The organism is Aestuarium zhoushanense (assembly GCF_056431045.1).
Genome location: NZ_JBWKMA010000012.1, coordinates 135,535 through 156,442, shown reverse-complemented (window position 1 = coordinate 156,442; position 20,908 = coordinate 135,535). Strand labels below are relative to the sequence as shown.

The 20,908-nt window shown below is 60.5% G+C and carries 16 protein-coding genes; 7 read left to right on the top strand and 9 right to left on the bottom strand.

Annotation, left to right across the window (positions count from 1 at the left end; genetic code table 11):
• The first annotated feature begins 7 nt into the window (after positions 1–7).
• The 4 genes from AC07ED_RS05385 to AC07ED_RS05370 all read left to right on the top strand — a co-directional run bounded on the left by AC07ED_RS05385 (position 8) and on the right by AC07ED_RS05370 (position 3,364).
• Complete coding sequence (locus tag AC07ED_RS05385; RefSeq protein ID WP_067545877.1) at positions 8–451, top strand: phasin family protein; 444 nt, start codon at positions 8–10, stop codon at positions 449–451.
• A 145-nt stretch (positions 452–596) separates the two neighbouring features.
• Positions 597–1,148 (top strand): polyhydroxyalkanoate synthesis repressor PhaR, encoded by a 552-nt coding sequence (gene phaR, locus AC07ED_RS05380; protein WP_105234787.1) that lies wholly within the window; start codon positions 597–599, stop codon positions 1,146–1,148.
• Positions 1,149–1,271: 123 nt separating this feature from the next.
• Positions 1,272–2,339 carry a hypothetical protein gene (locus AC07ED_RS05375; RefSeq protein WP_245918133.1) on the top strand — a complete coding sequence of 356 codons (1,068 nt, stop codon included), beginning with the start codon at positions 1,272–1,274 and terminating at the stop codon, positions 2,337–2,339.
• Positions 2,340–2,404: 65 nt separating this feature from the next.
• Entirely contained in the window at positions 2,405–3,364 is a 960-nt protein-coding gene (locus AC07ED_RS05370) for a LysR family transcriptional regulator (protein WP_105234788.1), read from the top strand.
• Here AC07ED_RS05370 and AC07ED_RS05365 read toward each other — a convergent pair.
• The 3 genes from AC07ED_RS05365 to AC07ED_RS05355 are packed head-to-tail and all read right to left on the bottom strand — an operon-like array spanning position 3,361 to position 8,902.
• A complete protein-coding gene (locus AC07ED_RS05365; protein WP_105234789.1) occupies positions 3,361–6,660 on the bottom strand; it encodes an error-prone DNA polymerase in 3,300 nt (1,099 codons plus the stop codon). The genes AC07ED_RS05370 and AC07ED_RS05365 overlap by 4 nt on opposite strands.
• On the bottom strand, positions 6,660–8,288 hold the full coding sequence (locus tag AC07ED_RS05360; protein WP_478241925.1) for a Y-family DNA polymerase: 1,629 nt from the start codon (positions 8,286–8,288) through the stop codon (positions 6,660–6,662). The genes AC07ED_RS05365 and AC07ED_RS05360 overlap by 1 nt, the downstream gene beginning before the upstream one ends.
• Complete coding sequence (locus AC07ED_RS05355) at positions 8,285–8,902, bottom strand: ImuA family protein (protein ID WP_105234790.1); 618 nt, start codon at positions 8,900–8,902, stop codon at positions 8,285–8,287. The genes AC07ED_RS05360 and AC07ED_RS05355 overlap by 4 nt, the downstream gene beginning before the upstream one ends.
• A 127-nt stretch (positions 8,903–9,029) precedes the next feature.
• On the opposite strand from AC07ED_RS05355, the gene AC07ED_RS05350 reads away from it, so the two are divergent.
• Both AC07ED_RS05350 and AC07ED_RS05345 read left to right on the top strand, forming a co-directional pair.
• A complete protein-coding gene (locus AC07ED_RS05350) occupies positions 9,030–10,223 on the top strand; it encodes a glycerate kinase type-2 family protein (RefSeq protein WP_105234791.1) in 1,194 nt (397 codons plus the stop codon).
• Positions 10,224–10,302: 79 nt separating this feature from the next.
• Entirely contained in the window at positions 10,303–11,430 is a 1,128-nt protein-coding gene (locus AC07ED_RS05345; RefSeq protein ID WP_105234792.1) for a zinc-dependent alcohol dehydrogenase family protein, read from the top strand.
• Positions 11,431–11,477: 47 nt separating this feature from the next.
• Here AC07ED_RS05345 and AC07ED_RS05340 read toward each other — a convergent pair whose 3' ends face one another.
• From AC07ED_RS05340 to ygiD, 6 genes are all read right to left on the bottom strand, one after another.
• Positions 11,478–14,690 (bottom strand): efflux RND transporter permease subunit, encoded by a 3,213-nt coding sequence (locus tag AC07ED_RS05340; protein ID WP_105234793.1) that lies wholly within the window; start codon positions 14,688–14,690, stop codon positions 11,478–11,480.
• Positions 14,683–15,654: an efflux RND transporter periplasmic adaptor subunit gene (locus AC07ED_RS05335; protein WP_105234794.1), complete on the bottom strand. Its 972-nt coding sequence runs from the start codon at positions 15,652–15,654 to the stop codon at positions 14,683–14,685. The genes AC07ED_RS05340 and AC07ED_RS05335 overlap by 8 nt, the downstream gene beginning before the upstream one ends.
• 166 nt (positions 15,655–15,820) lie before the next feature.
• Positions 15,821–17,068: an organoarsenical effux MFS transporter ArsJ gene (arsJ, locus tag AC07ED_RS05330; protein WP_105234795.1), complete on the bottom strand. Its 1,248-nt coding sequence runs from the start codon at positions 17,066–17,068 to the stop codon at positions 15,821–15,823.
• Positions 17,065–18,063: an ArsJ-associated glyceraldehyde-3-phosphate dehydrogenase gene (locus tag AC07ED_RS05325; protein ID WP_105234796.1), complete on the bottom strand. Its 999-nt coding sequence runs from the start codon at positions 18,061–18,063 to the stop codon at positions 17,065–17,067. The genes arsJ and AC07ED_RS05325 overlap by 4 nt, the downstream gene beginning before the upstream one ends.
• Positions 18,060–18,884: an arsenate reductase/protein-tyrosine-phosphatase family protein gene (locus AC07ED_RS05320; RefSeq protein ID WP_105234797.1), complete on the bottom strand. Its 825-nt coding sequence runs from the start codon at positions 18,882–18,884 to the stop codon at positions 18,060–18,062. The genes AC07ED_RS05325 and AC07ED_RS05320 overlap by 4 nt, the downstream gene beginning before the upstream one ends.
• Positions 18,885–18,953: 69 nt before the next feature.
• Positions 18,954–19,778 carry a 4,5-DOPA-extradiol-dioxygenase gene (gene ygiD / locus AC07ED_RS05315; protein ID WP_167668773.1) on the bottom strand — a complete coding sequence of 275 codons (825 nt, stop codon included), beginning with the start codon at positions 19,776–19,778 and terminating at the stop codon, positions 18,954–18,956.
• Between the two features lie 135 nt (positions 19,779–19,913).
• Between ygiD and AC07ED_RS05310 the strand changes: the two genes are divergently transcribed.
• Positions 19,914–20,810, top strand: a complete 897-nt coding sequence (locus AC07ED_RS05310) for a LysR family transcriptional regulator (RefSeq protein ID WP_105234798.1) — start codon at positions 19,914–19,916, stop codon at positions 20,808–20,810.
• Positions 20,811–20,908 lie beyond the last annotated feature (98 nt).

The following is a 20,908-nucleotide window of genomic DNA, read 5'->3' as shown; positions in this document are numbered from 1 at the left end:
ATTACCGATGACTGCTACTCCTGACTTCACCGCTGTATTCAAAGACATGATGGGCGCATTCCCGATCGACACCAAATCGATGGAAGACGCTTACAAATCGCAAACCACTCTGGCTGAAAAAATGTCGGCTGTTGCGATCGACGCTGCTCAGAAATCGACCGAACTGTCGGCAAAATGGGCTCAAGACACTCTGGCAAAACTGACCGAGCTGTCGACCGTTAAAGCAGAGCCTGCTGACTACGCAAAATCGGTTACCGATTTCGCTTCGACCGCTGCTGAAGCTGCTGCAGAGCACATGGCTGCTTTCGCTGAAATCGCGAAAAAAGTTCAGACAGACACTCTGGAACTGATGATGGCTGCTGGCAAAACCGCTCAGGAAGACCTGACCGCTGCTGCTAAAAAAGCAACCACCGAAGTTACTGCTGCTGCGAAAAAAGCTGCTGCGAAGTAATTCGACTTACCGACTTAATCCTCCTCCCTTTAGGTCGGAATTGATGGGCGAGCTGTGAAAACAGCTCGCCCTTTCTTTATTCTTTCTTTTTAATCAGATGCAGCATAGGCTCGCTGCATTGCCGCAAACGTTCGGGGAGGGACCCGTGGCCGAAACAAACAAACCACTGCTCATCAAACGGTACGCAAGCCGCCGCCTCTACAATACTGAAACAAGCGACTACGTGACGCTTGAGGATATCGCGCTGTTCATTCGTGAAGGCCGTGAAGTTCAGATTGTAGATCTGAAGTCTGGGGATGATCTGACTCGTCAGTATCTCCTTCAGATCATTGCAGAACATGAAAGCCGCGGGGAAAGCGTGCTTCCGGTGGATGTGCTCACCGATCTGGTGCGCAGCTACACGACCCAAGCGACTTCTGTGGTGCCACAGTTCCTCGCTGCGTCGTTCGAAATGCTCCGTCAGAGCCAGTCGTCGATGATGGAAAAGATGACCAAATCGCAGCCCTCGATGCCCGCTATTCCGGGGCTAGAGGCGATGCAGGCGCAGCAAGCCGCATTCTTTAAGGCGATGACAGGTGGTCTGGTCGGATCATCTGGCCCCGAAAAAGAAGAAGAGCCCAAAGGCGGCGACGACCTCGATACGATCAAAAAACAACTTGCCGAGCTTCAGGACAAACTGTCCAAAATTGGTAAGTAATCTACGAAAGCCGCCTCTGTGCTGACCGATCTCACGATTTTAATTGTGACGGTCCTCGCGGGGGCGGTTTTGTTTTACCCAAGGCTCAGACGCGCAACCGGGTGGCGGGCCACGGTCACGCCGTTGGCTTCTATCATCGGTAGCGGGTTTCTGGTCCTCGGTCCTGTTCTCGACGACAGTTTCGGCGCCTTTGCCCCCGTTGTGATGCTTGGCCTCTGCGCTGTGGCCTATGCCTTTGGCGGTGCGATCCGCGCGAACATCCACGACATCGACGCAAACCCTGACCGCGGCCGTGGCATTGCGCGGCTCGAAACCGTGGCTTCTTGGCTGCTCGCGGGTGCCTATTTCATCTCGGTCGCCTACTACCTGAACCTCTTTGGCGCCTTCGCCGCGACCCTGACCCCGTGGAGCGGCGCCATGCCCGCACGGATCATCACGACCGTCACCTATGCGGTCATCCTCATAGTCGGCTGGGTCTATGGATTTCACGCGATGGAACGGATGGAGCAAGCCTCCGTCACCCTCAAACTCGCGATCATCGCAGGCTTGCTCGCAGGTTTGGCGGTGCATTTCACGGACCAAGCGATTGCGGGCGGTTTGGTCATAAACCCCGTGACCGTCTCAGGCTGGGGCGCTGTTACTTTGGCCTTTGGCCTGATCGTTACGGTCCAAGGTTTCGAAACCTCGCGCTACCTCGGTGATACGTATTCCGCCGATATGCGGGTGCGATCGATGCGGTGGGCGCAGCTGATTTCCGCCGCTATCTATATGATTTACATATGCCTTCTGGTGTATCTCTTCCCCGCAGGCCATGTGCCTTTGTCCGAAACGGCAGTGATCGACATGATGGCCATCGTTGCGCCCGTTTTGCCACCGCTTCTGATCGTCGCGGCCCTGTCGGCCCAGTTCAGCGCGGCTGTGGCGGATACGGGCGGATCGGGCGGATTGGTGACGGAACTGACCAAAGGGCGGCTCGGTACGGGGCAATCCTATGCGCTGCTGGTCGCCGTGGGATTGGCGCTGACATGGGGCGCGGATGTATTTGCCATCATCGCCTACGCCAGCCGCGCCTTTGCCGCCTATTACGCCGTCCAAGCTGCCATCGCCGCACAGCGTGGGCGACCGATCTATTGGGCGCTGGCGGTTTTGGGTGCGGGCATCGCGATCTTTGGTCGATCCGTCGAAGGCTAATCATTCGCCGTTGCGGCATCGCGGTTGACCCCCTAGCGTAGCCGCAGCGAACAGGAGGCCGGTTCATGGCACCATCATCAGGTCGAATTACCCTCTGGGGCGTTGAGGTCTTTGTCGCCACCGCGCAAGAGGCCTCCATCTCGGCGGCGGCACGGCGGTTGGGATCGTCCGCCGCGACGGTGAGCCAGCAGTTGACCAATTTGGAAACCAGCATTGGCGCGGTCCTGTTGAACCGCAACGAACGGCCTATCACGCTGACTTCTGCGGGCGAGAAATTCCTCCGCCGCGCCAATGCCATTCTGAACGAGGCCGATCAGGCGCGGTTGGAACTGTCTGGTGACAATTCAGGGCTGACGCGGCTCCGCCTCGGGATGATCGAGGATTTTGAGACCGACGTGACGCCGCGTCTCTTGGGTGAGATTGCCGATGTTCTGAAATCCTGCCAGTTCCTGCTAGAGACGGGTCCATCGCATCAGTTGCATGACCTACTGGACGCGCGGGCGCTCGATATGATCGTGGCGGCGGACTTGCCGACGATGACCGAAGGGCTGGAGCGTCACGCGCTCATGCAAGAACCCTTTGTCATCGCAGCGCCCAAAGGGGCCATGGATCTGGCCGCGCCGCTGTCTGATCTGCGCCGTTTGCCGATGATCCAATACACCACACGCCATTTCATGGGGCAGGTGATTGCCGCGCATTTGGCACGCGAGAATTTCCCGCTGGCCCATCGGTTCGAGTTGGACAGTTACCACGCGATCCTTGCGATGGTTGCGGGCGGGGCGGGATGGTCGATCCTGACGCCGATGGCGTGGCTTCGGGCAGAACGGGTGCATGATCAGCTCGACCTGATCCCGCTGCCCTTCGCGCCACTGTCGCGCCAGATTGCCCTGACCGCACGGCGCGGGGCATTGTCGGACACACCGACCCAAGTGGCAAACAGGTTGCGCCCGTTGATCGACGATTTGATCGTCGGTCCTGCGGTTACCGCCTATCCGTGGCTCAAGGGGCAGCTCACCACGCTCTAGTGGAAATCGCGGCTTTTGGGGATGACGCGGACGTTGCGCGGGTGACGGGCGGCGCCTGCGGGAATGGGTTTTGTGACCTCATCCGCGCGGGCCATCGGGGGTGCCATCGCCTCGGGCGCCAATCGCAAAAGCGCATCCGACCGATCCTCTAGGTGCTGCGCCACAACGTGGATGATGTCGCCCTCGCGCTGGATATACCCTTCGACGGACAAGAGCCGAGACTGCATCACCACCTTGCGATAGGCCTCCATCATCTTGGGCCAAACGACGATATTGGCAACGCCAGTTTCATCCTCAATGGTGATAAAGCACACGCCCTTGGCCGATCCAGGTCTTTGACGGATCAGCACTAACCCCGCCAGTTTGACCTTTTGCCATGGGCGGGACTGCATCAGATCGCGGGTCGCGCCATAGCCCTTTTTCTTCATCCCTGCGCGTAAGAACCCCATCGGATGCGCCTTGAGCGACAGATGCAGCGTCTGATAATCCGCCACGACCTGTTCGCAATTGGGCATCTGGGGCAGGGCGACAGCGGGTTCGGCGCCTTCATCGCGCGTCTCGGCAAACAGTGGCAGATCGGGCGCGTCGCGGAGCGATTTTGCCTCCCAGAGGGCCTGCCTGCGGTCGATAAACAGCGACCGCATCGCGTCCGCCTCGGCCAGTTTGCGGATGTGGGCCGCGCTTATCCCAACCTCTTGGAGCGATTTCACATCCCGAAACGGTCTGTCACGCGCTGCTATCAGCCGCAAGGCCGCCGCCTGTGGAAACCCGCTGATCTGACGGAACCCCAACCGCAGCGCAAAGCCCCCGCTGACGGGTTCCAATGTGGTGTCCCAGTCCGAGTAATTCACATCGGGCGGGCGCACGATCACGCCGTGCTCGCGGGCATCACGCACCAGCTGCGCAGGGGCATAAAACCCCATCGGCTGCGCATTCAGCAAGGCCGCGCAAAAGGCTGCGGGGTAATGGCATTTCAGCCAACTCGACACATAGACCAACTGGGCAAAGCTCGCCGCGTGGCTTTCGGGAAACCCGTACTCGCCAAAGCCCTTGATCTGATCGAAACAACGGCGGGCGAATTCCTCGTCATAGCCGCGCGTCACCATCCGCCCGACCATCTTTTCTTCAAGCCGCCCAATGGTGCCACGGCTGCGGAAGGTCGCCATCGCCTTGCGCAGTTCATTGGCCTCGGCGGGCGAAAACTCTGCCGCTTCAATCGCGATCTTCATCGCCTGTTCCTGAAAGATCGGCACACCGAACGTCCGCCCAAGGATTTGGCGCAGTTCTTCGGGGTGATGGGGCGGCGCGGGGGACGGATAGATCACGGGTTCCTCACCGCTCCGCCGTCGCAAATAGGGATGCACCATGTCGCCCTGAATAGGCCCCGGCCGCACAATCGCGACCTGCACCACGAGGTCGTAAAATTCACGCGGCCGCAGTCGCGGCAGCATGTTGATCTGCGCACGGCTTTCCACCTGAAACACCCCGATGCTGTCCCCACGGCAGAGCATATCGTAGACCCTCGGGTCCTCTCTGGGCGTGGTGGCGAGGGTGAGGTGTTTTCCATAATGCGCTGAGATTAAATCGAAACACTTGCGGATGCAGGTCAACATACCAAGCGCGAGGATATCCACCTTGAGGATCCCCAGCGCATCAATGTCGTCCTTATCCCATTCGATGAAACTGCGATCCGCCATCGCGCCGTTGCCGATGGGAACGGTTTCGGTCAGGGGCCGTTCGGTCAGGATAAACCCACCCACATGCTGCGAGAGGTGACGTGGCATCCCGATCATCTGACGGGCGACGGTCAGCGTGCGACGCAACAGCGGGTCGCTCAAGTCCAATCCCGCTTCTGTGACGCGCTTTTCCTCGACGTCGGTGCCCCACGATCCCCAAACGGTTTTGGCGATGGCGCTGGTGACATCCTCGGACAGGCCCATGACCTTGCCCACCTCGCGGATGGCAGAGCGGGGGCGATAGTGGATCACCGTCCCACATAACCCCGCCCGATCCCGCCCGTATTTGGCGTAGATATGCTGGATCACTTCCTCGCGCCGTTCGTGTTCGAAATCGACGTCGATATCGGGCGGTTCCTTGCGTTCCTCAGAGATGAAACGTTCGAACAAAAGCTGGTGCTGCGCGGGGTCCACCGCCGTAATACCGAGCACATAACACACCGCCGAATTCGCCGCCGATCCGCGCCCCTGACACAGGATCGGCGGGCTGCTTTGATCACGGGCGAAACGGATGATGTCGTGAATAGTTAAAAAATACCGCGCAATATCGAGCTTTTCGATCATACGAAGTTCTTTTTGTATAACTTTGACCGTCTCATCGGGTATCCCGTCGGGATAGCGATCAGCGGCCCCTTTCCACGTCAATTGCTCTAGGTAGGCCTGCGGGCTTTGCCCCTCTGGCACGACCTCTTTGGGGTATTCATAGGACAGTTCGCGCAGGTCAAAACGGATGCTATCGGCCACCTCGCGGGTGGCGCGGATCGCGTGGGGCCATTCGGCAAACAGGCGGCACATCTCTGCGGGTGTTTTCAGGTGCCGTTCAGCGTTCGGCTCTAGCAGGTAGCCCGCATCGCTCAGCCGTCGTTTTTCACGGATGCAGGTCATCACATCCTGCAAGGGCCTACGGTCGGGCGCGTGATAGAGCACGTCATTGGTCGCAAGGATCGACAGCCCGTTGCGATCGGCCAGCGCGTCTAGATGGTTGATCCGTGCGCGATCTGCCCCGCGATAGAGGTAGGCCGCAGCGATATGGGTGATCTGCGGCACGCTGCGTTTGAGGTGCTTGAGCCGTGGTTCCCATGTGGTCAGGTCGTCGGGCGGGATCACAATCAGCCGCAGTCCCTCTGCCGCAGCGCGCAGGTCGGCCAGCGGAATGTCACAGGCCCCTTTATCCTGCCACGTGCCATCGGGCGTGTGGCGTTTGCCCTTGGACAAGAGCGTAGACAGGCGACCATAGCTGGCCCGATCCGTGGGATAGGCGAGGATCATATCGCCCTCGGTCAGCACAATCCGACAGCCGATCAGTGGGCGGATATGCGCCTTTTCCGCCTCCACATAGAACCGCACGACCCCTGCAAGCGTGTTGTGATCCGCCACGCCAAGCGCATCATAGCCGGCCTCCCACGCGGTCTGCACCAGATCGCAGGCCTCTGACGCGCCACGCAAAAAAGAAAAGCAGCTCGTGAGGCCCAGTTCCACATAGGCGCTGCGTGGATTGGGGGTGAAGTCGCTGTCGTCAGGCAGGCTCCGTTTCGGGTGATGGGGCGTAATGTCGGGCATCAGGCAAAGAGCCCATGCAGGAACCAGCGCGGCTCTGCCCCACGCAGATCGCCCAGCACACCCTCGCGGTAAATCCACAGGCGCAGGCCATGCTGATCCTCGACCTTGTAGTAATCGCGCAGTCGCGTGCCGGGTTTGTCGGCCCACCATTCGGGGGCAATCCGCTCTGGCCCGTCAAAGCGACCCACGCGGTGCACCTGCCGCCGCCAGACAAACTGGGCGGGCGGACCTTCGGGCACAGCATAGAGGACGCGGATTTCCTCGGGGTGTTCGAGCAGGCGAATGGGCCGCCGTGGATGGGTGGCGGCAGGGTCAGGGGTGCCCGCCATCGCAGGCCGCCACTGTTCCGAACGTTCGGGTATATGCCGTTCTAACGGGGCAGGACGCAGCACCCCACGCGGCCCAAACCGCGCGGTGAGACGGTCGATAGTCTGCGCGAGTTCGCTGCCATCCGTAGCGCGGCGATCCAGACGGTGCTGGAGTTTGCCCATCTGTTCGACAAAGGGCGCGGCGAGGGTGATCAGGTCAAACCCATAGCCAGGGTCGATGCGGTCCAGCTTTCCGTCAAAGAGTTTGGCCAGATGGGCGGCATCGCGGCTGGGCTGGCTGGTCGCGACCGTGACAGAGGACACATCCCCATCGGTGCGATACACGGTCAGCGTGATCCGCCGCGCGCCAAACCCTGCGGCCTCTAGATCGGCGCAGAGGTCTTGGGCCAGTTGGGGAATCCATTCCGTCGGATCTTGGACGGGTTCGGGCAGTCGGGCGTGAGTGATGAACCGAGGTGGATCATCTGGCGCATCCAGCGGCTCTGCCAATTTTCCCACCATCTGGTCGAGCCGCATCAGAGGGTTTTCCGCCAGCGGCGCACGGGCAAACCGACGGGCGAGAGGCACACGCGGCACCGCAATCAGATCACCGATGGTCTTTAGCCCCAGCCGATTGAGCAACAGCGTCGTGTCATCCGTGATCCGCAAGGCCCGCACGGGCAGGACGCTGATCTGTGTCTCTAGCTGATCAGGCGGGCAAACCGCTCGCACCGCGCCAAAGCGGGCCAACCCCCATGCCGCGCCGTGGGTCGGGGCAATCGCGCTCGCAGAGTTGAGACCGAGGCCCGCCAGACGGTCCTCGATCTGCAAGAGCATCGCGTCCTCTCCACCAAAGAGGTGAGCGCAGCCCGTGATGTCCATGACGATCCCATCGGCCCCATCCCGCGCGGTCCAAGGTGCCCACCGTCGTGACCAGAGCATCAGCCGTTCCAGCGCACGGGCATCGCTGTCCACATCCGCATGGTCGAGGTGCAGCGCAGGGCAGATCGCCCGCATATCGACAACGCGGGCACCGATATAGACGCCCGCGGCTTCGGCTGCGTGGTTGGTGGCATGGATCATCGCGCCCCGTGCGCTATCCACGGCCAAGGCGCAGGGCATATCCGCAGGCGGGCTATCGCCGCGCCGATCCGCCATGATCTGCCAACGGTCCATCGCAAAGCGGGGCAGGTGGAGGGACAGAATGCGCCGCCCCGATGGTTTCGGTTTGGCCCAGTCTGGCGCAGGGGTCTGTAGCCCCGTTTCCAACTGTTGCAGGGCGGCAGCGAGGTCCATGTCCCGTGATGACAGGCGGCTCACCCTTCAGCCTCCCTCCGCTGGTCGTCATAAGCGTCCGCCTCAACGCCGTGGTCAAAGGTTAGTCGGGTGCCATCATACTGCGCCACCCAGCGCCCCGTTTTGCCCCAGCGGGATCGGAATAAATCGGCCTCCCAGACGGGCGCACCGGGGGCGCGGCTATCCCACGGATGTTTGAGCGATTGCAGAGAGGCCACGCGCCAGCGATTGCGCGCCGCACTCAACCCCGCAGTAGCCGCCCGCCGAATGAGCCACGCGGGAATACGATGCGCCTCTGACCGCAAGGCCAGCCGTTTCGTGGCCGTAAAATCGAGGACGGCAGGATCACCCCAGACCTCGCCCAACACGGCGCCAAAGGCAGGGCAACGCAACCCTTCCTCCATCGCCCAGAGGACATCGACGGGGCGGTTGGCGTCCACATGGATGATCTCAATCGGGCGGGGCAATCCGCGCAGATGTGGACGGCCTGTTTCCTTGCGCGACAGGCGATCTTGAATCCACAGAACGGGTTTGGCCGTGTCCAGATGGGCCAGCACAAAACCCACCGCTGCTGCATCAATAGCGCGGGGGCTAAACACCTCTGACAGGGTGGCATCTTTGGGCGTTGGACGGGACATGGCAGACTCTTTGTTCTCTTTTTGTTCTACATCGAGTCGCCACCTTCCGTCAAATATCCTGATGGGCAGAGGGGCAAAGATCTGAAAATGCCTTGCCCTTGGAAAACGGCTAGGTAACGATCCGCCCATGACCCAAGATATGCGCCAAACGGCTACCCGAATTTTCAACGCAGGCGTCGCTGCCGCTGATCCCTTTATTGGCGTCCAAGGCGCATTGCCCGACACAGCCCCCGCGCTGATCCTGTCCGTCGGTAAGGCCGCCCGCCGTATGGCAGAGGCGGCGTTGGACCGTTTCGCGGGCGTGCCAACCATCGTGGTGACCAACGCTGAAAACGCGTCTCCGCTAGACGGCGCGACCGTGATCACCGCAGGCCACCCCGTCCCAGACGAGGGCGGTGCCGCTGGCGCGCGCGCCTTTATCGAGGCAATCCAATCCACCACGGGTCCCGTTCTGGTGCTCGTCTCTGGCGGTGGGTCGGCGCTGCTGCCTGCGCCTGCGGGGAACATCACGCTCGACGATAAGGCCGAGGTCAGCAGGCTCCTCTTGGCGTCGGGGGCGGATATTCGGACGATGAATCTGCTTCGTCAGCAACTATCCCTGATCAAAGGGGGCGGATTGGCGCGGCTTTGTGCGGGGCGCGACCTGCGGGCGCTGATCCTGTCGGATGTGGTGGGTGATGACCTCTCTACGATTGCCAGCGGGCCAACCGTTGCGCCTTTGGGCACACGCGCCGATGCGATTGCCGTATTGGAACGCCTGAACATCTGGGACCGTGTGGCGCAGTCGGTGCGCGATTGGCTCACCCGTTCTGACGCTGACCAGCCGATTGCAGAGGCGCGGAACATCCTGATCGGATCAAACGCCCAATCGGTCGCCGCAATGGCCGCAGAGGCTGGCGTGGCGTATGTCATTCCCACCGCCATCGAAGGGGACGTTGCCGATGCCGCCCGCGAAATCTGTGACGCGGCAGGAGAGGGCATCACCATTTGGGGCGGGGAAACGACCGTGACGCTCAAGGGCACAGGGCGCGGTGGCCGTAACCAAGAGCTTGCCCTGCGCATCGCGCTAGAGGCACAGGCACGGGGTTGGACCAACTGGACCTGCCTTCAAGGTGGATCGGACGGGCGCGATGGTCCGACTGACGCTGCGGGTGGTCTGGTCGATGAGGGCACGCTTGCGCGGATCGCGGCGGCGGGCAGTGATCTGGCGGCGCTCTTGGACAATAACGACAGCTACGCGGCACTGGGCCTTGCGGGGGATTTGTTGATGACAGGCGGCACAGGGACCAACGTCGCCGATCTGGGTGTCCTCATTCGATAAGAATTGAACAACCCTTCAATTTCTCTTGCCTCAACTCCGCTCTCGCCCGAAAGTGGTGCAAACAGAGACGGAGGACCTGATGAAAACGCGGATCGCTTTGCTGCGGCAGATGGGGAATGCACGCCCCTATGCAGAGACAAAACCCATTGAAATCGTTGAGGCAGAGCTGTCTGAACCTGGCAGTGGGGAACTCCTGATCAAAATGGCGGCGGCGGGGCTGTGCCACTCTGACCTTTCCGTCATCAACGGCGACCGTCCGCGCGATATGCCTGTGGCGCTGGGGCATGAGGCCTCTGGTGTGGTTGAAGCTGTCGGCCCGAACGTCACCCGCTTTGCCAAGGGCGATCACGTGGTTCTGGTCTTTGCGCCCTCCTGTGGTCACTGCGTGCCCTGCGCCGAAGGCCGTCCTGCGCTCTGCATTCCTGCGGCGGCAGCGGCGGGCAAGGGCAGCCTGATCGGGGGTGACAAACGGATCAGCCACGAAGGTCACACTGTGAACCACCATGTCGGCGTCTCAGCGTTTTCAGACTACGCCGTGGTGTCCGAGGCGTCTTGTGTGAAAATCGACAAAGACATCCCGCTGGATCGTGCAGCGCTCTTGGGCTGTGCGGTGTTGACGGGCGTTGGCGCTGTGCTGAACTCTGGCAACCTGCGGGCAGGGCAGACCTGCGCGGTGGTGGGCTTGGGCGGCGTTGGCCTTGCCGCGCTCTTGGGCGCGATTGCGGGTGGGGCGCGTGAAGTCATTGCGGTTGACCTAGCCGCCGACAAACGCGCCTTTGCAATGGAACTGGGCGCGACTGCCGCAATTGACCCGTCCGAGGAAGGCGCAGTTCAAAAACTGCGCGATATGACAGACGGTGGTGTCGATCTCGCGGTCGAGGTGGCGGGTGCGGTGCCTGCGTTGAAATACGCCTATGACGTGACGCGCCGTGGTGGGACGACTGTCACCGCTGGCCTGCCGAACCCGCAGCACGAGCTGAAAATTCCTGCCGTGTCGCTGACCGCAAACGAACAAACGCTCAAGGGGTCTTATGTGGGATCATGCGTGCCGCTGCGGGATATTCCGCGCTTTGCGTCTATGATGATGCGGGGGCAGTTGCCGATTGAAAAGCTGATGACCCACCAGATCAAGCTTGAGGACATCAACGAGGGCTTTGATCGTTTGGCCGAAGGGGCCGCGATCCGTCAGGTTGTCGTGTTTGACTGACCTCTAAAAGTCTTGCGCCCGCTGTTGAGGGCGGGCGCAAGTTGCGTTTAGGTTTTGAAGATCCGGTAGATCGCTGGGATCACCAGAACCGTCAGGGCGGTTGAGGACAACAACCCGAACAAGAGCGAGATCGCGAGACCTTGGAAGATCGGGTCAACGAGGATCACCGCCGCGCCGATCATCGCCGCAAGCGCGGTCAGAAGGATCGGTTTGAAACGGGTCGCGCCTGCTTCGATCAGAATGTCCACGGTCACTTCGCCGTCGTCATTGGCGTTGCGGATAAAGTCCACCAGTAGGATAGAGTTCCGCACGATAATCCCCGCAAGCGCGATGAAACCAATCATCGAGGTCGCCGAGAAGGGCGCGCCGAACAGCCAGTGACCACCCATAATGCCAAGGAACGTCAGCGGCACTGGGGTCAGGATCACCAGCGGCAGACGGAAGCTGCCGAACTGAGCCACGACGAGGATATAAATCCCCAAGAGAGCCACACCAAAAGCAGCGCCCATGTCGCGGAAGGTGACCCATGTCACTTCCCATTCACCATCCCAAAGGATGACGGGGGTGTCAGTTTCGGACGGCTGACCGTTCAGGCTGATCTCGGGCTTCATGCCTTCGGGCCAGTCCATCGCGTCCAGACGTTCCTGCACGGCGAGCATACCATACAGAGGTGCCTCATAATCGCCCGCCATTTCTGCCATGACCATGATGGTGTCACGACCGTTGTGGCGGAAGATCGGGAACGACGCGCGTTCTTCGGTGATCTGCACAACGTCACCCAGTTCGACCACGCCACGACCACCGGGCAGGGCATTTGCCGGAACCGGAGTAGAGAGCGCCATCGCGTCCAGAGTGTTGTCGCCGTGGTCACGTGTCATCACGATCGGCAGCGGACGGCGGCCTTCGCCACGGTGGGAATAGCCCACAATCGACGATCCGTTCAGGAGTTGCAGCGTTTGTGTGACGTCGCTTTCCAGCACGTTGTAGAAATCGAGGTCAGAGGTCATCAGTTCTGCCCGCAGACGACGCGGCTGGACGCCGTAGTTGTTGTCTACGTCCACGACAAAGTCGATGTCCTCAAACGCGGCGCGAACCTTTTCAGCAACTTCGCGACGGGTGTCAGCATCAGGGCCGTAGACCTCTGCCAAGAGGGTCGCGATCACTGGCGGACCCGGAGGGGGTTCGACCGCTTTGACGACCGTGCCTTCGGGCAGGTTCAGCGTGGCAAGGCGTGCGCGCAGGTCCAGTGCGATCTCGTGGCTGGTGCGGTCACGTTCTGTTTTCGGCAGAAGGTTCAGCTGCACCTCGCCCATCTCTGGGTTTTGACGGAGGTAGTAGTGACGCACGAGGCCGTTAAAGTTGAACGGTGCCGCAGTGCCCGCGTGGGTCTGGGCCGAAATCACCTCGGGCATATCCATCGCGATACGTGCAGCGGCTTGGGCAACGGCATCGGTGGCCTCAACGCTCGACCCTTCGGGTAGGTCGATCATGATCGCCAGTTCCGATTTGTTGTCGAACGGTAGAAGCTTAACCGTCACGTCCTTGGTATAGAGGAGGCCGAGCGACCCGAAGGACAGGACAACCACGACCAAGAGGAAGATCAGCGACGATTTCTTACCCGACAACAGCGGACGCGCGATGCGGTCATACATGCGACCGAGTTTGCCACCGGGGAAGCCATGCCCATCATCGTGGTGCAGGTCAGCGCGGCCCGCGATTTTCAGCATCAGCCACGGGGTCAGGATCACCGCCACAAAGAACGAAAAGATCATCGCGGCAGAAGCGTTTGCTGGGATCGGGCTCATGTAGGGGCCCATCAGACCCGACACAAAGAGCATCGGCAGAAGGGCAACCACAACGGTCAGGGTCGCAACGATGGTCGGGTTGCCGACCTCAGCCACAGCCGCGATGGTCGCGCCAAAGCGGCTCTGCCCTGGTCGTTTCATCCCCCAGTGTCGGGCGATGTTTTCGATGACCACAATCGCGTCATCCACCAAGATCCCGATCGAGAAGATCAGCGCAAAGAGCGACACACGGTTGAGCGTATAGCCCATGATGTAAGCCGCAAAGAGCGTCAGGAGGATCGTCACAGGGATCACGATGGCGACCACGATGGCTTCGCGCCAACCGATGGCGAGCCAGACGAGGATCACGATAGAGATGGTCGCCAAAGCGAGGTGGAACAAAAGTTCGTTCGCTTTTTCGTCGGCGGTTTCACCGTAGTCGCGGGTGATTTCGATATCGACGGATTCAGGGATGAGTTTGCCGTGCATGCCCTCAATGCGATGCAGGATTTCCTCGGCCACGATCACAGCGTTCGATCCAGCCCGTTTCGCCAGAGCGAGGGTCACAGCGGGACGGCGGGTGACCTCACCATTTTCATCGCGGGTGAGGGTCGCGACATGGCGTTCGTCGATGTCATTAACCAGCGCCACATCGGCCACGTCACGGACATAGACCGTGCGACCGTCGCGGGTGGTGAGTTCAAGGTTGCCGATATCCGCAGGGGTGGTCAGCGTGCGACCAACGACTAGCCCGATCTGTTCGCCCCCATCGCGGAGCGTGCCCGCAGGAACCGCGCTGTTCGCGCTCTGCACTTTGCCCGCAAGCTGCTGGAGCGTCACACCGTAGAGCGCCAGTTTTTCGGGGTTCGGGGCAACGCGGATCGCCTCATCGGTTGCACCGATCAGATAGGTCAGGCCCACGTTTTCAATCGTTGCGGCTTCAACTTCGACCTCGCGGGCAATGCGGGTCAGGTCAGCGGCGGTGATGTCCTCATGGCCCTCAGCGGCGCTAAAGGTGACAGAGAGGATCGGCACGTCATTGATGCCACGGCCCACGACCATCGGCTGCGGGATGCCCACAGGGATACGGTCGAGGTTCGCCATGATTTTATCCCGCACGCGCAGGATCGCGGTGTCAGAGGGGATGCCGACCTCGAACCGCGCGGTGACCATCACGTGGTCGTCGCGGGTGTCAGAGTAGACGTGTTCGACGTTGTCGATGCCTTTGATGATCGTCTCAAGCGGTTCGGTGATGAGTTTCACCGCGTCTTCGGCCCGCAGGCCTTGGGCTTCGACGAAAATGTCGACGAGCGGCACAGAGATTTGCGGCTCTTCTTCGCGGGGCAGAGCGCCAAGGGCAATCAGTCCAACGGCGAGCGACGCCATCAGCAGAAGCGGTGTCAGCGGCGACAGCAAGAACATCCGGGTCAGGTGACCCGCAATGCCGAGGCTGCCTGTTTGGTTCGGATTACTCATGGTCAGTCACCACTACGTCGCCAGCATTCAGGCCAGTCAATATTTCAACCCACTCGACGCCGTCACGCAGCATCGTGCCACCCGGAACGACGGCTTTTTCGATGGTGTGGCCGTCATGTTCGACCGCAACGAAATCAATGCCGCCGATTTGGGTCACGGCAGTGGCAGGAACGATCAGCGCATCATGGGTGCCAACGGTCAGGCGCACGGGCACACGCAGGCCCACGAAGGTGTCAGAGAGGCCGTCGACCTCAACATCGGCCTCAACGCGACCGCCAGAGATTTGCGGGTAGATCTTGGCCAGGCGGCCTTCGATTTCACCGTCGGAACCGTCGATGGAAATTGGATCGCCTTGGGTCAGTGACAGGGCGTGGCGTTCGGGGATCGACAGACGCAGGAACACGCCGCCACCGCCGATGACCGCCACAGGTTCACCTGGGTTGATCACGGAACCCAGAGAGACAGGAACATCAAGGACGATACCCGTTTCAGGCGCGAGTACGCTGCCTTCTTCGATCTGGCGTTTGACGACCAGCTTTTCCGCCTCAGTCCCAGCGATTTCGCCGTTCAGAACGTCCACCGCCGTCTGCAGCCCTTCAAGGCGCTGCCCCGTGATAACGCCGTTTTCCGACAGTTGCTGACCACGTTCGAGGTCGGCCTGCGCAGTTGCGAGACGCGAGGCAAGAGCCTCAAGACGGGCGTCTAACGCCTCGACCTGCAACAGAAGTTTGTCGTCTTCGATGCGGGCGATGGCCTGACCAGAGGTGACCTGATCGCCTTCGCTCACCAGCAGCTCTGTGATGGTGCCCGGAATACGAGCCCGAGCCGGCACGCGGTCGCGGGTTTCGACGGTGCCGTAGACGGGCTTCCATTCCTGAACAGGCTCAGGGCGGAGGGTGATCGTGTCCGCCGCAGCGGTGAATCCGGTCGCAGCGATGCAGGCCGTGAGTAGGAGCGCGCGCATAGGGGCCTCTCTGGTTAAACATTTAATTTGCGACATATATAGACATGCTAATATAAAAGCCAAGCGATTCTTTGGCCCGTGTCCCAAACAGTTTGCCGCAGCCATATGAAAAGAGCGCAAACCGACCGTTCGGTTGCGCTCTGATCTGTTAAGATGTGGGGCGGGTTTAGACCGTTCGCAGTTTCGCGGTGGTCAGAGCCGAGAGTGCAACCATCACCGCAGCGGTGCCCAGCACCATCGGCAACCCGCCGATCTGATAGGTTAGTCCAGACAAGAGCGTCCCGATCAGACGCCCCAGCGAATTGGCCATGTAGTAAAACCCCACGTCCATCGTGACCCGCTCTGATTTCGTGAAAGCGAGGATCAGGTAGGAATGGAGCGAGGAGTTCACCGCGAATATCCCGCCAAAGGCCAAGAGCCCGATGACCAAGGTGATCGTCAGCCACAGTTGTGGGGCAGGCGAGAGGGCCACCGCGACCGTGAGCACAGCAGGCACGATGAACAGCGCCCATGCCCACGTGCGGGCCGCGCCGATGATCTCTGCCTCTGGGCGGGTGGCCGCGCGGAGGATGCGCGGGGTGGCGGCTTGAACCATGCCGTAGAGGATGATCCACGCGGCCATGAACACGCCGATGGTAAAGAACGCCGCGCGGTTGCCTGCCTCGGACCCGTCCGAGAGCACCGCGTAGAAATAGATCGGGATGCCTACGACGAACCATACGTCCCGTGCGCCGAACAATGTCACCCGTGCCGCAGAGAGCCAGTTCACGTTGTGCGATTTGGAAAAGACCTCAGAGAACTTTGCCCCTTTGCGGCCCTTGGGTAGGCCCGACGGCATAAACAGCGCAACTGCGATGAGGATGACGCCAAGGACAATCGCCATCGCCCAGATCGACGCCACAAACCCGAACGCAGCGAGGAGGGCGGCGCCCATGAGGAAGCCGACACCTTTGACCGCGTTCTTGGACCCTGTGAGGATCGCGACCCAGCGGAACAACCCACCATCGCCCGAAGGCGCGAGGAGTTTGACCGCGGACTTTGACGACATCTTGGCCAAGTCTTTGGCCACGCCCGATGCGCCTTGGACGCACATGACAAAGGCGACAGAGGCGGGGATCGACCAGCTCGAGTCCAATTGGGCCAGCGCGAGGAGGGCTACGACCTGAAGGCTCAGCCCTGCGTAGAGGGATGTCGTCAGGCCAAACCGCGCCGCGATCCAGCCCGCAGAGAGGTTCGTCACCATCCCTGCGACCTCATAGAGGATGAACAGATAGGCCAACTGCACGGGCGAAAAGCCGAGCGTGTGGAAGTGCAAGAGCACCAACATCCGCAAGGCACCGTCCGTCAGCATAAAGGCCCAATAGGCGGCAGTGACCGAGATATAGGCCGATAAACCCTCTGGTTTCTGGCTCACAGCGATGCCCCGACCATACGGGCCACGTCGACCAGACGATGCGCATAGCCCATTTCGTTGTCATACCACGCGTAGATTTTGACCTGCGTGCCGTTGATCACCATCGTCGACGGCGCATCAATGATCGAGGATCGAACGTCGTTCGTGTAATCGGTGGACACAAGCGGGCGTTCCTCATAGCCGAGGATGCCGTTCAGCGCGCCCTCGGAGGCTGCTTTGAACAGGGAGTTGACCTCTTCTGCGGTGGTTTCGCGCTCGACCTCGAACACGCAGTCAGTGAGCGAGGCGTTCAACAGTGGCACGCGGACGGCGTGACCGTTCAGGCGGCCTTTGAGTTCGGGATAGATTAGCGTGATCGCAGTCGCTGACCCTGTGGTCGTCGGTATTAGCGAATTGAGCGCAGAGCGGGCGCGGCGCAGATCCTTTGCGGGGCGGTCCACGATGGTTTGTGTGTTCGTGACATCATGGATCGTGGTGATCGACCCGTGTTTGATGCCGAGGTTTTCATGGATCACCTTCACCACAGGCGCTAGACAGTTCGTCGTACAGGACGCCGCCGTGACAATCTGATGGGTTGCCGCATCATAGGTGTCGTTGTTCACGCCATAAACGATGTTCGCTGTTGGGCCGTCTTTCACGGGGGCCGAGACGACGACCTTTTTCACGCCAGCGGCGAAATAGGGGGCAAGGGCGGCTTCGGATTTGAACACGCCCGTGCAGTCGATCACGACGTCTACACCGTCGAGAGGCAGTGCGCTCAGGTCCTTGGTCCCGATAAAGGGCAGGCGGGTGCCGTCGATGGTGACGCTGTCATCGTCGTAGGAAAACGCCGCGTTCCAGCGCCCATGCACGGTGTCAAACTCTAGCAGGTGCGCATGCATCTCTGTGTCGCCAACAGCATCGTTGATCCACGCGATCTTTGCGCCGCTCTCCAGCAGAGGTTTCAGAGCGAGTTTCCCGATGCGGCCAAGGCCGTTGAGTGCGTATGTGGTCATAGGTGATCCTCAGAGGTCTGGCGGCCAATGGTGTCCACGGCCTTTTGCAGCGCAATCCGATCAAGCGTTGTGATCGGGAGCGCGATGAATTGTTCGATGCGGTTACGAAGTGCCCCGTAAGCCTGCTGAAACGCGAGGCTTTTTTCGGCGTCGGTACCTGTAGCTTTGACAGGATCAGGCATCCCCCAGTGGCCGCTGATCGGCTGGCCGTCCCATGCGGGGCATTCCTCGTTCGCGGCCTGATTACAGACGGTAAACACGAAATCAAATGCGGGCGCATTAGGGCCCGTGAATTCGGACTTATGTTTGGACCGAAGGGCGCTGGTGTCATGCCCTTTGGCCCGCAGCGTGGCGATCGCAGTGGGGTTCAGGTCGGAATAGGGTTTGGTCCCTGCGGAATAGACATTGAACCGATCCCCACCCAAATCCCGCAGGATCGTTTCGGCAAAGATCGAACGAGCAGAGTTGCCCGTGCAGATAAAGAGCACGTTATAGGGGCGGCTCTGTGGCTTGGGCTTCGGGGTAAGGCAGAGATCAGGCCGACCACGGCAGCAGTCGACCAGCAGACCGTCAAACATCTGTTGAACGGTTGTCATATTGATGCAGTAGCGCAGGGAGGTGCCTGACCGCTCTTGGTCAATCAGACCAGCGGTTTGCAGGGCAGAGAGGTAGTTCGACAGCGTGCTGCCTTTGATCCCCAGCGCGTCCGAGATTTCCCCCGCAGGCACATGGTCGGGGTAACGGCGCATGAGTAATTGGAACACCGACAAGCGTTGCGGGTGGCCAAGGGTCGATAATAGGTCGGGAATCGCTGTTTTCATATTTCATGAATATATGAAATATGCCCTCCCGCAAAGTGAAGGTTTTGTAACAGCGATCCCCGTTACTCGTTAACGAGGGTGGAACACAAACGAACGCATCGACACAGCGCCAAGGTCAATGGCACCTGTCATAAAGGTCAGATCATCGCCCGCATCAGAGGCGCCCGCGATGGTCAGAGCAGGCAGGTAATGATCGACCGAAGGGTGCGCCATCCGCAGAAGCGACCCGAGTTTATTGGCATCGGCCAACCCGCCAAAGTCACGGTCGGTCAGCTTGGCCTCGAACAGGCTGTCGAATTCCGTTGCAAAGTCATGCACATGGCCGTCGAACCGCAGGGCACGCAGGTTATGCACCACGTTCCCAGAACCGAGGATCAACACACCGCGATCTCGCAAGTCGGACAGGGTTTTGCCGATCTCAAGCTGGTAGTCCAACCCTTTGCTCATATCGATTGAGACTTGGAACACGGGCACATCGGCCTCTGGGTAGAGGAATTTCAGCACGGTCCATGCGCCGTGGTCGAGGCCCCATGTGTCGTCCTCTTCGGCGTGGTGGCTGGCCAAGAGCGATACGACCTCACGGGCGAGGGCGGGATCACCCTGCGCAGGGTATTTTTCGGCATAGAGCGCATCGGGGAAGCCGTAGAAATCGTAGATCGTTTTGGGCAGAGCCGAGACATCGACCAGCGTCGTGCCTTTGGTCATCCAATGCGCGGATACTACGAGGATCGCCCGAGGGCGCGGCAGGTTGCGGCCTAATTCCGTCCACGAACGGCTGTATTCGGTATCCTCAATCGCGTTCATTGGGCTTCCATGACCGAGGAATACCACGGGCATACGGTCAGATGGGTCGAGCCGATCGCGGAGGGATTGGAGAGATGTAATCGTCGTCATTCGCGCATCCTTTTCATCTGCGGCGCCTGCGTCGGGCGCCGCCTCTGTCTAGGAGTGAGATAGGGCTTGATTATAATCAATGAAATGGCGACTTTGTGGATTGACTGTTACCGTTTTATTCCAAATGAGCCGATGATGGATATTACCGACGAACTCCGTGCCTTTGTGGCGACCGCGCAAACGGGATCATTCACGGCGGCGGCCGAGGCGCTGGGCGTGTCGAACCGTCTTACGTCGAAATACGTGGCCGAACTTGAGGCGCGGCTGGGTGTCCGTCTGTTCCAACGCACCACGCGCAGGGTGGGACTGACGCCCGCGGGCGAGGACCTCTTGGCCCGCGCGCCTGCGGTTTTGGATGACCTCGATGACCTCTTGGGTCAGGTGGCCGATGGGTCCAAGGGGCTGACGGGTGTGATCCGCATCTCTGCCCCTGTCACCTTTGGTGAGGTCTATGTGGGCGCAATGCTCGGGCGGTTCGCGCAGGCCAATCCGGCGCTGACGTTTGATCTGCGGCTGACGGACGACTTTGCCGATCTGGCGAGCGATGGGATCGATCTGGCGTTCCGCCTAGGGCAATCGCAGATGCTATCGCTGAAAACTCGCAAGCTGGGGGACTTTCGGTCGGTCCTTGTCGCCAGTCCCGCCTATATCGCAGAGCATGGAGCACCCAATCATCCCGCCGACCTGCATGCCCACGCCTGTATCGTCGACACCAACCGTCATCAGCCCAAACGCTGGCGGTTCTTTGAGGATGGCCGCGATGTTATCGCCAGTGTCCAAGGGCGGTTTCACGTCAACTCCGCCCGTGCCGCGACTGAACTTGCCGCATCGAACCTCGGGATCGCCTATGCGCCGCGCTTTGCCGTGCGGGATGCGCTGGCCGCTGGGCGGTTGGTGCCTGTGATGCAGGGGTATGATTGCGAAACGGGGCCACTGAGCGCGGTTTACCTAGAGGGACGGCAACTGCCGCGCAAAATCCGTGCGCTGATTGATTTTGCGGTGAATGATATCGGCGGGGCAGAAATCCTCTAGCGATTGGTGGAAATTCCCTGCGGCATCCGCTATGCGACCGCGATACTGACCCGATCTAGCAAGCAATGGCGAACCCCATGGTGGAGAACACAGCAAAA

Bases quoted from the DNA above. Each gene is read 5' to 3' on its own strand.
- AC07ED_RS05370 (WP_105234788.1), top strand. From the start codon at position 2,405: ATGGCACCATCATCAGGTCGAATTACCCTCTGGGGCGTTGAGGTCTTT.
- ygiD (WP_167668773.1), bottom strand. From the start codon at position 19,778: ATGACGACGATTACATCTCTCCAATCCCTCCGCGATCGGCTCGACCCA.
- AC07ED_RS05355 (WP_105234790.1), bottom strand. From the start codon at position 8,902: ATGTCCCGTCCAACGCCCAAAGATGCCACCCTGTCAGAGGTGTTTAGC.
- AC07ED_RS05320 (WP_105234797.1), bottom strand. From the start codon at position 18,884: ATGAAAACAGCGATTCCCGACCTATTATCGACCCTTGGCCACCCGCAA.
- AC07ED_RS05385 (WP_067545877.1), top strand. From the start codon at position 8: ATGACTGCTACTCCTGACTTCACCGCTGTATTCAAAGACATGATGGGC.
- AC07ED_RS05310 (WP_105234798.1), top strand. From the start codon at position 19,914: ATGGATATTACCGACGAACTCCGTGCCTTTGTGGCGACCGCGCAAACG.
- AC07ED_RS05325 (WP_105234796.1), bottom strand. From the start codon at position 18,063: ATGACCACATACGCACTCAACGGCCTTGGCCGCATCGGGAAACTCGCT.
- AC07ED_RS05350 (WP_105234791.1), top strand. From the start codon at position 9,030: ATGACCCAAGATATGCGCCAAACGGCTACCCGAATTTTCAACGCAGGC.
- AC07ED_RS05365 (WP_105234789.1), bottom strand. From the start codon at position 6,660: ATGCCCGACATTACGCCCCATCACCCGAAACGGAGCCTGCCTGACGAC.
- AC07ED_RS05335 (WP_105234794.1), bottom strand. From the start codon at position 15,654: ATGCGCGCGCTCCTACTCACGGCCTGCATCGCTGCGACCGGATTCACC.
- AC07ED_RS05340 (WP_105234793.1), bottom strand. From the start codon at position 14,690: ATGAGTAATCCGAACCAAACAGGCAGCCTCGGCATTGCGGGTCACCTG.
- AC07ED_RS05345 (WP_105234792.1), top strand. From the start codon at position 10,303: ATGAAAACGCGGATCGCTTTGCTGCGGCAGATGGGGAATGCACGCCCC.